Here is a 14422-nt window from a genome sequence, read left to right as displayed (position 1 = left end):
CAGTGGCGTTACACCAGGCGGTTGTGCTGATCAGGGAAGACCAGCGTTGGCTGGTGATTCTTGGCGTCTTCGAACTTAATAGAGCAGTAAGAAATCACGATCACGATGTCGCCAACTTGTACTTTACGGGCTGCAGGGCCGTTCAGGCACACCGTGCCGGTTCCACGCTCGCCCTTAATCACGTAAGTCTCGAATCGCTCCCCGTTGTTTATGTTGACGATCTGTACTTTCTCATTCTCCACCACGTTGGCGGCATCCATCAGGTCTTCATCAATGGTGATGCTTCCCACGTAGTGCAACTCTGCCTGCGTTACCCGGCAACGGTGAATCTTGGATTTTAAAACCTCAATATACATGTATAATCTTTGTAATAAGCCGCAAAGTTATGCAATAAGCTGCAGATATACTACCATGCCTTCTGCATCTTGCTTAGCCTTTACAAGAGCAAACAACTTAAGCCTCTATTAGATTCACGAGCATGTTGTCGATAAGCCGCACCTCGCCCACAAACGCCGCCACGCAAAGCGCCACCTCCTTGTAGCCGGCCACATCGCGCAAGGGCTGCAAGGTTATAGGGTCTACTATCTCGAAGTACTCCAGCTCCAACTCGTCGGTGTGGTGCAGGAAGTGCGCCACCTCGCTTTTTATAACCGCTACAGGCTTTTGCTGAAGGTCGCGCTTTGCCAGTTGCAGTGCTTTGTAGAGCTGTGTGGCCAATTGCCGTTGCGGCGTGGTCAGGCGCTTGTTGCGCGACGACATGGCCAAGCCATCGGCCTCGCGCACCGTGGGGTGGCACACCAGCTCCAGGTTAAAGCTGAGCGCCTGCACCAATTGCCGCACGATGGCTACCTGCTGCAGGTCCTTCTGCCCGAAATAGGCTTTGTGCGGCTGCACGATATGGAACAGCTTGCTGACAATAGTAGCTACCCCATTGAAATGCCCGGGGCGGTGGGCACCCTCCATAACGGCCTCCAGCTCCCCGAAACTAAACTGCAGCAGCGACTGTTGTGGGTATATGTCTTCGGCATTTGGCGCAAAAAGGTAGTCGCAGCCTACGGTTTGCAACAGGCTGATATCCTGCTCCAAGGTGCGCGGGTATAGATTATAGTCAGATGAGTTGTTGAATTGAGTCGGATTCACGAAAACACTACAGATCGTCACGTCATTTTCGCGGGCCGAGGCACGCAGCAGCTGCAGGTGCCCCTCGTGCAGGGCGCCCATGGTGGGCACAAAGCCGACACGCTTGCCACCGCAGCGAAGCGCCGACACGATGGCCCGCATGGATGAAGCCTGCTCTATAACTTCCATATTAATAGGTATAAATGATGCAATTGCTAAAAGCCGGCAAAAGTAGGTTATAGAAGATTAAATTGAAAATTAGAATAAAAAATGCTAATTTTGCACGTCCCATTACTCTTGCTTAATAATTTTTTAATTACATACTCATGTCAAAATTGCGAATCTTATACGCCGCCACCGAGATCCTTCCCTTCTTACAGACCACTAAAGTAGCAGAATTTCTGAACACGTTGCCACAGGGGATGCAAGAGCGAGGTATGGAGATCCGTATCTTTGTTCCGAAGTTTGGCATAATAAACGAGCGCAAAAACCGTTTGCATGAGGTAGTCCGCCTGTCGGGCATCAACATTGCCGTTGGCGACGATGAGAAACCACTGGTTATTAAGGTGGCCTCCATTCCGAATGCCAAATTACAGGTATATTTTATCGATAACGAAGATTATTTTCAAAGAAAATCCGTTTTCGTTGACAAAAACAACAACTTTCACCAGGATAACGACGAGCGTGCCATCTTTTTCTGCAAAGGCGTGCTTGAGACGGTGAAGAAATTGGGCTGGCAGCCAGACATCGTGCATTGCAATGACTGGATGACGGGCCTGATTCCGATGTATTTGAAAACAACCTACAAGAAAGACCCGATCTTTAAGGATGCGAAGTCTATCTTTACGGTTTACAACCACGAGTACAAGCACAAGTTCAATGGCGACCTGCTCGAAAAGGTGAAAATGCTTGACATTGACGACAGCATGCTGGCCTCTTTGCAGGAAACCGACCTGGATAGCTTTATTAAGGTAGGCATGGAGTATGCGGACTCTGTTATCAAGACAAACGAGAACTTCGGCGAAAACATCAATGCGCTGTTCAATGAGTTTGTGGAAACCAACAAGTGCATCAATACAATCAGTGCCGACGACAATCTGTGTGATTCATACTACAACCTATATAATGAACTCAGCCGTTAGAAGACTACTCCTTTTCTTCTTTTCATTTGCCGCTCTTACAGCCTGCGAAGACCCCACAGAAATCGGGTTGGATCTGCAGGACGAGAACCTGATAGGCACTGAATTTACTGATACCTTTACCATCCAAACCGGAACTGTGCTACAGGGCGACTCGATCCTGTCGTACCGCATGCCGGTGGCCTTGGCTGGTCAGTATATTGACCCGGTATTGGGTACCACGCGCGCCAGCTTCTTCTCAGAAGTCGGGCTGGGCGGTACCAATGTAACGTTTGGCAGCAATAGCAAAGCCGACTCACTGGTCCTGACACTGGACTATAGCTTTAAGTACGCCGACACACTCAAGGCGATGCAACTAAACGTGCACCGCCTCACCTCTGCTTTTGACGAGCGCACGTCTTATTTTACCAATACGCCATTTTCTTTCGATACCAATCCTATTGGCTCGAAGGCATTTCAGCCTCGGGTGGAGGTAGTGGAAACGAATGGCACCAAATCCAAGAAGACAAAACTGCTGAGCATAAAGCTGAGCAGTGAGCTGGCCAATCAGTTCCTGGCACAATCCGGGCAAACCACTTTTGCGGACCAGACGAACTTCCTCAACTTTTTCAGAGGTATCGCTTTGATGACGCCTCAGGGTGAGAATGGCAGCCTGATAGGATTCAACCTGGCGTCTAGCAATTCGAGCCTTGTCTTGCATTACACTGCTGCGGACGGCACGAAGAAACAGCATGCCTTTGTGCTAGGCTCAGGCGGCTATTTCAGCCAGATAACAGCCGACCGTTCGGGCACAGCGCTAGCAGGGCTTCAAACTAAAGGCAGCCTGATACCATCATCTGCAACAGGAGGCGACTCTTATGTACAGGCAGGCACCCAGCTGCTTACCAAGGTTACAATTCCAAACCTGGCGGCTCTTCAGGCATCGCAGGGTAATATAATCATCAACAGGGCAGAGTTAATTTTCCCTGTAAAAAGCGCCTCAACGAGCAATAACCTGACTACTCCTCCTCAGCTGGTGCTTTATGAGACCAATAGCGAAAACCGTTTGCTGCGCGACAATACAGGCACTTTACGGACAGTACAGCAGGATGGCATAAACCCGAGTGCGACCGTTTATCCTGCTGCCATGACACTTCGGACGAAGGACGGCAAAAGCTATTACAGCATGAATGTGACTTCTTACGTGCAGGCAATCACGCTAGGGCAGAAAACGAACAATGGCTTTTTGGTGGGAGCAGCCGTAGTCACAGCACAGCAGGACGGCACGCGCAGCCTACGTCCCGAGTTGAGCCCTTACCGCACCATCCTTACCAACAACGCATCCAACCCAGTGAAGCTACTTATATACTATTCAAAACTTAAGTAGAAACTTTATACATTCTCAAGAAAAAGGTACCTTTACGGGTACCTTTATTTTTTTAATGAAATCTTAAACTTATGTGCGGAATAGTAGCATACGTTGGGCATAGAGATGCTAGCCCGATCATCCTAAAAGGCTTGAAACGACTTGAGTACAGAGGCTATGACAGCGCAGGCATAGCACTGATGAACGGTGGCCTAAACGTTTACAAAAGAAAAGGCAAAGTAAGCGACCTAGAGGCATTTATTGCTGATCAGAACGTACAAGGCCATATAGGCATGGGCCATACGCGTTGGGCTACTCACGGGGAGCCAAACGACGCAAATGCACACCCGCATTACTCCAGCTCACGCAACATCGCGATCATCCATAACGGAATCATCGAAAACTACGCAGCCCTTAAAACACTTTTACTTGAAAAAGGACACACTTTCCAGTCAGAAACAGACTCGGAGGTGTTCATCAACCTGATCGAAGACATCCAACTGAACAGCAAGTGCTCCCTGGCAGAGGCTGTTCGCCTAGCCCTGCACGAGGTGGTAGGTGCCTATGCGATTGTGGTGCTTTCCAAAGATGACCAGAACCAACTGATCGCTGCCCGCAAAGGCAGCCCGCTGGTAGTAGGTATAGGTGAAGGGGAGTATTTCCTGGCTTCTGATGCCACCCCGATCATTGAGTACACCAATGACGTGGTGTATGTGAACGACTACGAGCTGGTAGTGATCAAAGACGGCAAGCTGGAGATCCGAACCAAAGAAGACGTGGTGCAAACACCATACGTACAGCGCCTCGAGATGGCTTTGGAGTCGATTGAGAAGGGTGGCTACCCGCACTTTATGCTGAAGGAGATTTTTGAGCAGCCTCGCTCTATCCTGGACAGCATGCGCGGACGCATGATCGCGGAAAGCAACCACCTGATGATGGGCGGCATCCGTGAGTTTGAAAATAAATTCGTGAATGCAGACCGCATTCTTATTGTGGCATGTGGCACTTCCTGGCACGCTGGCCTTGTGGCTGAGTACCTGATCGAAGACCTGGCCCGCATACCTGTAGAAGTAGAATATGCGTCTGAGTTCCGCTACCGTAATCCGATCATCAGCGAGCGTGACATTGTGATCGCGATTTCACAGTCTGGCGAGACGGCCGATACCTTGGCTGCCTTGGAGCTGGCTAAGTCGAAAGGCGCGACCATTTTCGGTATCTGCAACGTGGTGGGCTCTTCCATTGCCCGTGCCACGGATGCGGGTGCCTATACCCACGCTGGTCCTGAGATTGGTGTAGCATCTACCAAAGCCTTTACGGCGCAGGTAACGGTGCTGTCGCTTATCGCCATGATCATTGGCAGCAAACGCGGTACTCTAGAAACCACTAAGCTTCACGAGCTGATGGTAGAACTGGAGACAATTCCAGGTAAAGTAGAAGAGGCGCTTAAACTGAACGACCAAATCGTACGCATTTCGGAGCAGTATAAAGACGCGACGAACTTCCTATACCTTGGCCGTGGCTACAATTTCCCGGTTGCGCTGGAAGGTGCTCTGAAGCTGAAAGAAATCTCCTACATCCATGCCGAAGGATACCCTGCCGCAGAGATGAAGCACGGCCCGATCGCCCTGATCGACGAGCACATGCCAGTGGTGGTGATTGCCACCAAGGACAGTTCGTATGAGAAGATCGTGTCGAATATACAGGAGGTGAAAGCCCGTAAGGGTAAAATCATCGCTGTGGTAACCGAAGGCGACACGACCATCCCTGCTATGGCGGATCACGTCATCGAGATTCCGGAGACGAGCGAGCACCTAGTGCCGTTGCTGTCTGTTGTGCCGCTGCAGCTGTTGTCGTACCACATTGCGGTAATGCGCGGCTGTAACGTAGACCAGCCTCGTAATCTGGCGAAGTCTGTAACGGTGGAGTAATCAGTTATAGGTATAAAATAGAAGGGGAAGCCAAATGGCTTCCCCTTCTATTTTAAGATAATTGCTCCTCTTGGTAGCAACCGTAATCCAATGCCCTTATACCTAATGCTTCGTTTCTCGCTTTGGGATGCTCAAGGCCGCAAGGCCTCGTTTCTCTGCATCGCCGCTGTGTATTGAAGCTGCCCTTCGCTCCGCTGTGGACTGCCCTTCGGGCACCGCAACAATACAAATAGAGGGCCCCTACCCCCGGCGGCTCAACAGAGAAACTGGGATAGATTCGATAGCAAAGCTGCCACAATTTTTACTTTTGTTGTACTTAAAGTCTATTTGCTTTTTAGCAGAAACTATACAGCTTATACCGCTAGAAAATGAGCTACAGGCAGTTCCCCTCTTGGGAGGGGCAGGGGTGGGTTAATCGTGCACGAAAATCCTGCCCATCCTTTTTATCCTACAAATCCTGATTCAGACTAACTCTACAGCTCAAACTTCTCGCCTCTCAGATACTTGGTCTTGAGCAATGGGCAAATCTTGTAGCGCTCTTCCTTGGTGTCTTGGTACATGGCCTCGAGCACTTTGTATACATTGGCTATACCTATGGCGTTGGCCCACTCGAACGGCCCATGCGGGTAGTTGGTGCCGAGCTTCATACCTAAATCTATGTCTTGGATAGAGGCAGTGCCCTCCTGCAAGGTATAGCAGGCCTCGTTGATGATCATGCACAGAATGCGCGGCGTGGCCATACCTGCACGGTCATCCACCACCTGGTATTCCGTGCCTAGCTGCTCACATACCTGGCGCAGTTTTTCGGCGTCGCTTTGCTTGTAAAGGCTCGCTTCCAGCACCGGGCGGTTGAAGAGTGTCGGCAGACCATTAAAGCCGAACAGGGTACAGGTATTGTCCAAACCCGATTCCCGCACCAACGCAGCCAGTTGCTTGGTTACGGCTTGGCAGAATACGATTTGGCTGGGGTCATAATCGCTCAGGCGCTCCGGCTCTTCGTGCAGCAGAAAGTCGAATACGATATCATCAGGCCCTAGCTGCGCATCGGTGAGATGGCGCCTGTGCAGGAAGGTATAGCTATTGCCGTTGGCTCCTTCCGGAAATTTCTGCTGAAACTCGGCGGCCATTTCATCGCCAGACAAAACAAGTATGTGCATATTTCTGTACTTTTGATGGGTAAATATACACATTAAAACTAATCAGACGATGAACCATACCATTATCAAGTCGGCCAATGCGCCAGCCGCTATTGGGCCTTACAGCCAAGCAACGCTTCACAACGGCATCATGTATGTATCGGGACAAATTCCGCTGGATCCGCAAAGCGGTGAACTAGTGAGTGGCACCATCGAGGAGGAAACTCACCGAGTAATGAAAAATCTGTTCGCTATTCTGCAGGAAGCGGGCATGGGCTTCGACAATGTGCTCAAGTGTACCATCTTTGTGAAAGACCTGAACAATTTCGGCGCCATCAACGAGGTATATGGTAGCTACTTTTCTTCTAACCCGCCTGCCCGCGAAACCGTGGAAGTAAGCCGCTTGCCGAAAGACGTGAATGTAGAGATTTCTTGTATTGCGGCGTTGTAAGAAAATTTTACTGTAGTAAATGCTATACCTTCAGTTCTGTTTTGATAACAGAGCTGAAGGTATAATTTTAATCAATAAATAGTATATTCGGTAATCCGGATACGGTTATCGGTCAAAAATGACAATAAACCGTATGTTCACGCTTTCGAACAAGTTAAGATTAATAGAAATGAAAAACATTGTGCTTATACTATTCTTGGCTATGTTGTCTAATGGCTGCAAGCATGAAGTAAATGATGAAGCCAGTGATAAAGAGCCAGCTAAAGTAAGTAGCGACCACAACAGGGTGTCAGCCATTAAGGTGATGGATAATTATGAGCGAGGTATAGTTAAAAGTTTCTTATCTGAAGTCAGTGACGGCTCAGTTATAGACGAAATGAAAGTACCTGCTTCAAAAGTAGATATAGTTTATATGGAGTATTCACCAGCAAAAGATAACACGAGATTAACAGGTGTTTCTGCTCCAACAGAATTCGAAGCTCTGTTATCAAAGGACACACTTTACTTAAAGTTCTTTGAGAGAAGTGCATTTACAGAAGCTGGCGTACGGGTGAAGGTTGTCAGCAGTAACTTTAGCATTTCTAATTATTTAGTTAAGGACCATAGCGAGATCTTTCATGAGGAGATGATAACTCCACAACCCTATGCTATAATTGAAAATTATGTCCGTGAAATGGAGCCGCAAAAGCAAAGTATTTCCCTAAATAAAAAGAAATACGAAGTGGGCGACACAATCCTTGGTGAGATATACTACGAAGGCAGGCAAGATTTTAATGTACTTTACGCTAAAGGTCAGTTTAGCGGAATAGTAAGAGAAGGAAAACAACTTATCCTAACACCAACTAAAAAATACTAAAGAACTTTTTAGCAGAACCGTTATGGGATTCTTCTTAAAAACTACGAATGCATCAATTAGAGAAAGAAAGTTATCTCGGAAATACCAAAAACAAACTTACCAACAACCAAGGTGTTTCTATTATAGAGACTGAATATAATCAGAAGGTATCTGAAAATTGGCATTCACACCAAAATGCCCACATTACTCTATTCTTAAAAGGAGGTACAATTGAAAAGAGGAAGAACGAAATTCATTCTGTTTCTTCAGGTTCGATTTTATTTTACCATAGTGATGAATTGCATTTAAATCAAAATACCCTATTCCCGTCAAAAAACATAAACATCGAATTCGATCAGGCATTTTTGAAGAATTTTGAGGTTACAGAAGAGACCTTAAAAAATGCCACTGCGAATACCACCAAAACAAAGCTGATGATTCTAAAGATCTTTAACGAATCCCTGATTAGGGACTCGTTTTCTGATGACTCCATCAGCATGTTGCTTTCTAGTTATGCTGAGAATAAAAATTATTCAGAGCATTTCTCCAAGTGTCCAGGTTGGGTAAAGCTTCTGTATGAATTGTTGAATGATTGTTGGTTCGAGAATACTAGCCTAAGCGATTTATCTCAAACGCTGCATATTAATCCCATCTCCATATCGAAGCACTTCCCAAAGTATTTTGGCTGTACTTATGGCGAATACATGCGAAGGCTAAAAGTAGATCGATCTATTAGTTTAATTCAACAGTCATCAAATTCTTTAACAGACATAGGTTTGGCATGTGGTTTTTCAGACCAAAGCCATTTTATCCGAACATTTAAACAGCAAACTGGGTTTTTGCCTAAAAATTTTAAAAAATTATAAGCTAAAGGCAAATATCATTCTATTTACAGACCATTTTGACCTCTATTATTGCAACTAATAAAGCAAACAATCAATAGAAATAAAAATGGCAACAACTCCCTTAAGACAACGCGTTTTAACCGCTCCTATAACCAAGATTCTCCTTGTTATCATAGTATGCTTTATCGTGTTTGTGATTTCTCAAAAATTAACCTCAACCATTCTCGACACAACCGCGATAGACAGAAACTTTAGAAACCTGATCAAGGGCATTATCGCTTCTACAGTAGTTGTTTATACCTACATCTTATTTTATAAAAAAATTGAGAAGAGGTCTATAACCGAATTAAGTATCAGGCATCTAGCAAAAAGCGTGTTTTTAGGAGTGGTAATAGGTGCTGTGCTACAGTGCTTCACAATTCTTGTAGTTTCATTATTTGGAGACTTCCAAATTCTTGCAGTCAATCCGTTTTCCTATATGATTATACCGTTCACGGTTGCATTTACGGTTGCCATATTTGAGGAAATTTTGATGCGAGGCATTATTCTAAGGATTACAGAAGAAAAATTAGGCAGTTACATCGCCCTAACTATTTCTGCAGTGATTTTTGGATTGGTTCACCTTGCAAATCCCAATAGTACGCTCATTTCAGGATTGTCTGTGGTTGTGGCAGGCTTCTTATTTGGGGTTGCCTATATTTATACAAGAAACTTATGGTTCCCGATCGCTATTCATTTTGCATGGAATTTTATGCAATCAGGTGTATTTGGAGCCGTTACTTCGGGTAATGAAAAAACGAACAGTTTGCTAACGACCGAGTTGTCAGGAAATCAATTTATCACTGGTGGCGAGTTTGGCCCTGAAGGAAGTATTCAGGCTATTGTTTTCTGCCTGCTGGCTACGATTATACTATTCTTGATAAGCCGAAAAAACCTGATAAAACCTTATTGGAGAAAATAATGCAGTAGATAACAAGGTATTGCCAAAAGCGGGGATAAATGGACCAGAATCGACTGGCTTGTAAAATTCAACTGCTTCCATGACCTTTTGTATAAAACCTCTCCTCTTTCGGCAATACCTAACCACTTGCTAACAACAACTTCTTAAATCCCCTCCCCCAGCGACTTGTCCGCTTCCTCCGACTCAGCCGCTTCTTTCGCTTCCTCTTCCCCGTAAATATCTTTGGTAAACTTCCCCGGCTCGGCGTTCACGGCCGTGTGACCTACTTCTATCTCCTGCCTAATGAAGCGCACGGCATACTCTGCGGGGTAAATGTTGAAGCCATATTTGCGGGAATAAACGAACGTGAACACAGCCCCGAAAAAAATGATTTGGGAGGTATAGAATACCCAGAGCAGAATCACGATAACCGACCCGGCCGCCCCATAAATGGAGGTAATGTTGCTCGTACCCAAGTATAGCCCGATGATTTCGCGGCCAATGGCAAACAGCACCGACGTCACCACGGCCCCTACCCACACGTCGCGCCATTTTATTTTAACATCGGGCAGGAAACGGTAAATGCAGGCAAACATAAAGGTCATCAGCACAAAGCCCGACACCAGATTGACGGCCCGCAACACATACACAAACCAGTTGGCTAATCGCGCTGCCAAAAAATCGCCTATGGCGACCAGTATCGTGTTGGCCAGCAAGGACACAATCAGCAGCACGGCGATAAACAGGATCATGCCAAAAGACAGAAAACGGTCTAGGATTAATTTCAGGTAGCCACGCTTGGGAGCAGGCCGCACGTACCATACCTCGTTGAGCGAATCCTGCAGCGACACAAAAACCCCCGTAGCCGCAATAAACAGGGTGAACACAATGATGATGGTGGCCAGGTTGAAGTCCGTGATTTCGTTGATATTCTCCACCATCCGCTGCACCGCAAAAGCACCCTCTGAGCCAATGAGCTCTCTTATCTGGTAGTATATCTCGCCCGAGACAGCCTGCTCGCCATAGAAATAACCGGTGGCATTGATGATGATGAGCAGGATGGGTGGCAATGCGAAAATGGTATAGTAGGCCAGCGCAGCCCCCTTTTGGAAGGAGTTGTTCTCAATGAACTCAAGGCTCGTTTCCTTGAGGAGGCACCATATATTTTTTAGTGTCTGACGGGGCATGGCGCAGATAGTGGCATTCTCCTAAAACTGATACGCAAACGAAAGGTTATGTTTATGCAGGGCTTGGAACTGGTATATTCCGCAGAAAGCAAGTCCTTACCGAAACGAGAATTTATTTTGTACCTTTGTGCCTGAATTAGCAATGCCTTTTTGAAATAACCATACATGGAAAGAGAAGTTAGAGTACGCTTTGCCCCAAGCCCGACAGGGCCTCTCCATATCGGCGGTGTTCGCACGGCCCTTTACAACTTTTTGCTGGCCAAGAAAACCGGCGGCAAAATGATCCTGCGCATCGAGGACACAGACCAAAACCGTTTTGTGCCCGGTGCTGAAGACTACATCCGCGAGTCGCTGGCCTGGTGCGGCATTGAGCTGGACGAAAGCCCATGGAACGGTGGTCCATACGCCCCTTACCGCCAGTCTGAGCGCAAGCCGATGTACATGCAGTACGCCATGCAGCTGATCGAGAGCGGCCATGCCTACTACGCTTTCGATACGGCCGAGGAGCTGGACGAAATGCGCGAGCGCCTGAAGGCTGCCAAAGTAGCCACGCCGCAGTACAACGCCATCACCCGCATGACGATGAAAAACTCGCTCACGCTGCCGGAAGATGAAGTGAAGAAGCGTCTGGACTCAGGCGAACCGTATGTGATCCGTTTGAAAGTGCCGCGCAAAGAGGAAGTGCGTTTGAAAGATTTGATCCGTGGTTGGGTAATGGTACACTCTTCCGCCATCGACGATAAAGTACTGATGAAATCGGACGGCATGCCGACCTACCACCTGGCCAACATCGTGGACGACCACCTGATGAAAATCACGCATGTGATTCGTGGGGAGGAATGGTTGCCATCTGCGCCGCTGCACGTGTTGCTATACCGCTACCTAGGCTGGGAAGACACCATGCCGGAGTTCGCCCACCTGCCATTGCTGCTCAAGCCAGACGGCAACGGCAAGCTGAGCAAGCGTGACGGCGACAAGCTGGGTTTCCCGGTATTCCCGCTGCGCTGGACTGATCCTTTCTCTGGCGAAATATCATCGGGCTACCGTGAAGCTGGTTACATTCCGGAAGCGTTCATCAACTTTCTTGCTTTCCTTGGCTGGAACCCGGGCACGCAGCAGGAGATTTTCTCGATGGAGGAACTCGCTAATGAATTCACGATCGAGCGTATAGGCAAGTCCGGCACTCGTTTCGACATACAGAAAGCACGCTGGTTTAACGAGCAGTACCTGCGTGCCAAGCCAGACGCGGAGTTGGCAGGTTACCTGCTGAAGGCACTGGAAGAGCACAACATGACGTGCTCGCCTGAGAAAGCCGAGAAGATTGCCGGCCTGATGAAAGAGCGTGTGAGCTTCCCGCAGGAGTTCTGGCGCGAGGCTGCTTACTTCTTCGTAGCACCAACCGAGTACAGCGAGAAAGTGGCTTCTAAGAAGTGGAACGGTCAGGCCGTTGCTGTTTTCACGGACTTCCGCAACGAGCTCTCTACCTTGAGTGACTTTAACGCCGATGCAGTGAAAGACCTTCTGGTAAGCATTCTGGAACGCCACGGCATGAAGATCGGCATGGTGATGCAGGCGCTTCGTCTGGCTGTGACAGGCGCTGAAGCCGGCCCTGACCTGATGCAGATCATCGAGGTGATTGGCCGTGAGGAGACAGAAAACCGCATAGATGCTGCTATCAGCGCCCTGAGCCAGTACGTAACAGCTTAGGCTATACCTTATACCTGCAAGGGCGGCTATCTCGAAAGAGGTAGCCGCTTTTTTTATACCTGCCCGCTATACCTGCCTGTAACTATTTGGCCGTTTCGCCTTATACTTCAGTGAGAACAATAAAGACCAGACCATGGCTAAGAATAAGAAAGAAAATAAAAGCTCCAAAAAGAAGACACGAGTACATAAAGACCTCGAGGGGTTTGAGATAAAGGTGAACCAACAGGGCGAGATCATGTCGAACTACTCCATCGACCAGATCAATGAGTTTCTGAACAAGAACGTGGAGGACAAGAAGCTGGTAAAGCGCGATGCCGCTGAAAAGGCTAAGAAAGAGGAAGAGGAGTACCACATAGAAGAGGGCGAGGAAGTAGAAGAAACCGATGAGGACTTCGTGAAAGGCACCAGCTCCGTTTCGGATGACGAAGACGACAAAGACCTGCCGAAAGCCCGCCGAAAAAAGGGCAAAGATGAGGACGAAGACGATGAAGAGGAATAAATAAATCGCTAAATTGTCTGACTGAACCTCAACCCCTCTAACACTATGAGAAATGCACACGAAATAGACTTCCGTATTTTCGGCAACGACATACAGGTACTCGAAATCGAGCTCGACCCTAATGAGACAGTCATAGCCGAGGCCGGCGCCATGGTATACATGGAAGAAGGCATCGACTTCCAGACCAAAATGGGCGACGGCTCTAATCCGAGCCAAGGCTTTCTGGGAAAATTGGTATCAGCAGGCAGTCGCCTGATCACGGGCGAGTCGCTGTTTATGACGCACTTTACGCACCGTGGCTACGGCAAGAGCCGGGTCGCTTTCTCGGCCCCCTACCCAGGCACCATCCTGCCGCTCGACCTGCAGCAGCTAAACGGCAACACACTCATCGCACAAAAGGACGCCTTTCTGGCGGCGGCTTTGGGCACTAAGCTGGCCATGCACTTCAACCAGAAGTTGGGCTCCGGCCTGTTCGGCGGCGAAGGATTCATTCTGCAGCGGCTCTCCGGCGATGGCTTAGCTTTTCTGCATGCAGGCGGCACCATTGTAGAGAAAGAACTCAACAATGAGACCCTCCGCGTGGACACGGGTTGCGTGGTAGCCTTTGAGCAAGGTATAGACTTCAGCATTCAGCAGGCCGGCGGACTCAAATCCATGATCTTTGGCGGCGAAGGCATCTTTCTGGCCACCCTGCGCGGCACCGGCAAGGTATGGCTGCAGTCCATGCCAGTGAAGAAGCTCATCGAAGCCCTGATGCCTCGCGGGGAAAATGCTAAGAAAGAAGGCGGCTTTATGAGTAGTTTTTTGGAGTAACGAGTTCTGGAGTGAATGATAACAGGGTATGAAGAAATGGGCAAATATTCTTATCGTTGCTCTATTTGTTGCTTCATTTGTTTTTGCGTTTGGAGTAGTAAATTCTATGGTAAGTCTTAAGTATGAAACGAATTCTTCAGGCGAATGTATATCTACAATTACAGGAGCAGACCTTTGCAGCGCTATAGAATTTAATAAAACCGCTGCAAAAGCATCGCTATTTTTTGCTCTTGTAGCTTTGTTCTATAGACTATACTTCATGAAGAATAAGAAAACTGAGTAGGCTATTAAGAAAGAAGAATTAAGTTATACCTGAGGTATAACTTAAAACAAGAATGCCCGGCTAGTATAAACTGCCGGGCATTCTTGTTTGTTATTTCGAACGCCAGTGAGAAATCTGAATTATTAAATCCCCTCACTCCAGATTTCTCCTGTAAGTCGAAATGACAAATTAAACGAAAAACCGCTTTTATCTTTA

15 protein-coding genes are annotated in these 14422 nt (G+C 47.7%); 11 read left to right on the top strand and 4 right to left on the bottom strand.

The window, feature by feature from the left end; translation table 11 throughout:
* Nucleotides 1-8 precede the first annotated feature (8 nt).
* Together panD and panC are read right to left on the bottom strand one after the other, a co-directional pair.
* Nucleotides 9-356: an aspartate 1-decarboxylase gene (gene panD, locus H9Q13_RS09985; RefSeq protein ID WP_007655433.1), complete on the bottom strand. Its 348-nt coding sequence runs from the start codon at nt 354-356 to the stop codon at nt 9-11.
* 97 nt (nt 357-453) lie between these two features.
* Nucleotides 454-1308 carry a pantoate--beta-alanine ligase gene (panC, locus tag H9Q13_RS09980; protein ID WP_191183647.1) on the bottom strand — a complete coding sequence of 285 codons (855 nt, stop codon included), beginning with the start codon at nt 1306-1308 and terminating at the stop codon, nt 454-456.
* 137 nt (nt 1309-1445) lie between these two features.
* Between panC and H9Q13_RS09975 the strand changes: the two genes are divergently transcribed.
* From H9Q13_RS09975 to glmS, 3 genes are all read left to right on the top strand, one after another.
* Nucleotides 1446-2261: a glycogen/starch synthase gene (locus tag H9Q13_RS09975; RefSeq protein ID WP_191183646.1), complete on the top strand. Its 816-nt coding sequence runs from the start codon at nt 1446-1448 to the stop codon at nt 2259-2261.
* Nucleotides 2245-3624 carry a DUF4270 domain-containing protein gene (locus H9Q13_RS09970; RefSeq protein ID WP_191183645.1) on the top strand — a complete coding sequence of 460 codons (1380 nt, stop codon included), beginning with the start codon at nt 2245-2247 and terminating at the stop codon, nt 3622-3624. Before H9Q13_RS09975 ends, H9Q13_RS09970 begins: the two co-directional genes overlap by 17 nt.
* A gap of 71 nt (nt 3625-3695) precedes the next feature.
* The gene (glmS, locus tag H9Q13_RS09965; protein WP_191183644.1) at nt 3696-5531 is read left to right on the top strand and encodes a glutamine--fructose-6-phosphate transaminase (isomerizing); all 1836 of its coding nucleotides are present in this window, start codon (nt 3696-3698) and stop codon (nt 5529-5531) included.
* 473 nt (nt 5532-6004) lie between these two features.
* On the opposite strand, the gene H9Q13_RS09960 is transcribed toward glmS, so the two are convergent.
* On the bottom strand, nt 6005-6688 hold the full coding sequence (locus H9Q13_RS09960) for a 3-hydroxyacyl-CoA dehydrogenase family protein (protein WP_191183643.1): 684 nt from the start codon (nt 6686-6688) through the stop codon (nt 6005-6007).
* Between the two features lie 49 nt (nt 6689-6737).
* Here H9Q13_RS09960 and H9Q13_RS09955 point away from each other — a divergent pair, with 49 nt between their 5' ends.
* From H9Q13_RS09955 to H9Q13_RS09940, 4 genes are all read left to right on the top strand, one after another.
* Nucleotides 6738-7118 carry a RidA family protein gene (locus H9Q13_RS09955; RefSeq protein ID WP_191183642.1) on the top strand — a complete coding sequence of 127 codons (381 nt, stop codon included), beginning with the start codon at nt 6738-6740 and terminating at the stop codon, nt 7116-7118.
* Nucleotides 7119-7287: 169 nt separating this feature from the next.
* The gene (locus H9Q13_RS09950; RefSeq protein ID WP_191183641.1) at nt 7288-7974 is read left to right on the top strand and encodes a hypothetical protein; all 687 of its coding nucleotides are present in this window, start codon (nt 7288-7290) and stop codon (nt 7972-7974) included.
* 47 nt (nt 7975-8021) lie between these two features.
* Nucleotides 8022-8819, top strand: coding sequence for an AraC family transcriptional regulator (locus tag H9Q13_RS09945; protein ID WP_191183640.1), 798 nt, complete (start codon nt 8022-8024; stop codon nt 8817-8819).
* An 85-nt stretch (nt 8820-8904) separates the two neighbouring features.
* A complete protein-coding gene (locus H9Q13_RS09940) occupies nt 8905-9759 on the top strand; it encodes a CPBP family intramembrane glutamic endopeptidase (RefSeq protein WP_191183639.1) in 855 nt (284 codons plus the stop codon).
* A gap of 143 nt (nt 9760-9902) precedes the next feature.
* Here the strand turns inward: H9Q13_RS09940 and H9Q13_RS09935 are convergent, their stop codons facing one another.
* Nucleotides 9903-10925, bottom strand: coding sequence for a YihY/virulence factor BrkB family protein (locus tag H9Q13_RS09935; protein WP_191183638.1), 1023 nt, complete (start codon nt 10923-10925; stop codon nt 9903-9905).
* 165 nt (nt 10926-11090) lie between these two features.
* Here H9Q13_RS09935 and gltX point away from each other — a divergent pair, with 165 nt between their 5' ends.
* From gltX to H9Q13_RS09915, 4 genes are all read left to right on the top strand, one after another.
* Nucleotides 11091-12632, top strand: a complete 1542-nt coding sequence (gene gltX / locus H9Q13_RS09930) for a glutamate--tRNA ligase (RefSeq protein ID WP_191183637.1) — start codon at nt 11091-11093, stop codon at nt 12630-12632.
* Nucleotides 12633-12765: 133 nt separating this feature from the next.
* Nucleotides 12766-13131, top strand: coding sequence for a hypothetical protein (locus H9Q13_RS09925; RefSeq protein ID WP_191183636.1), 366 nt, complete (start codon nt 12766-12768; stop codon nt 13129-13131).
* Nucleotides 13132-13176: 45 nt separating this feature from the next.
* Complete coding sequence (locus H9Q13_RS09920; RefSeq protein WP_191183635.1) at nt 13177-13944, top strand: TIGR00266 family protein; 768 nt, start codon at nt 13177-13179, stop codon at nt 13942-13944.
* Between the two features lie 28 nt (nt 13945-13972).
* Nucleotides 13973-14227, top strand: a complete 255-nt coding sequence (locus tag H9Q13_RS09915; RefSeq protein WP_191183634.1) for a hypothetical protein — start codon at nt 13973-13975, stop codon at nt 14225-14227.
* The last annotated feature ends 195 nt before the right edge of the window (nt 14228-14422 follow it).

This window comes from Pontibacter aquaedesilientis, assembly GCF_014773225.1.
Lineage (GTDB): Bacteria > Bacteroidota > Bacteroidia > Cytophagales > Hymenobacteraceae > Pontibacter > Pontibacter aquaedesilientis.
Note: the sequence above shows the minus strand (reverse complement) of the source record. Positions and strands in the feature narration are given on the sequence as shown.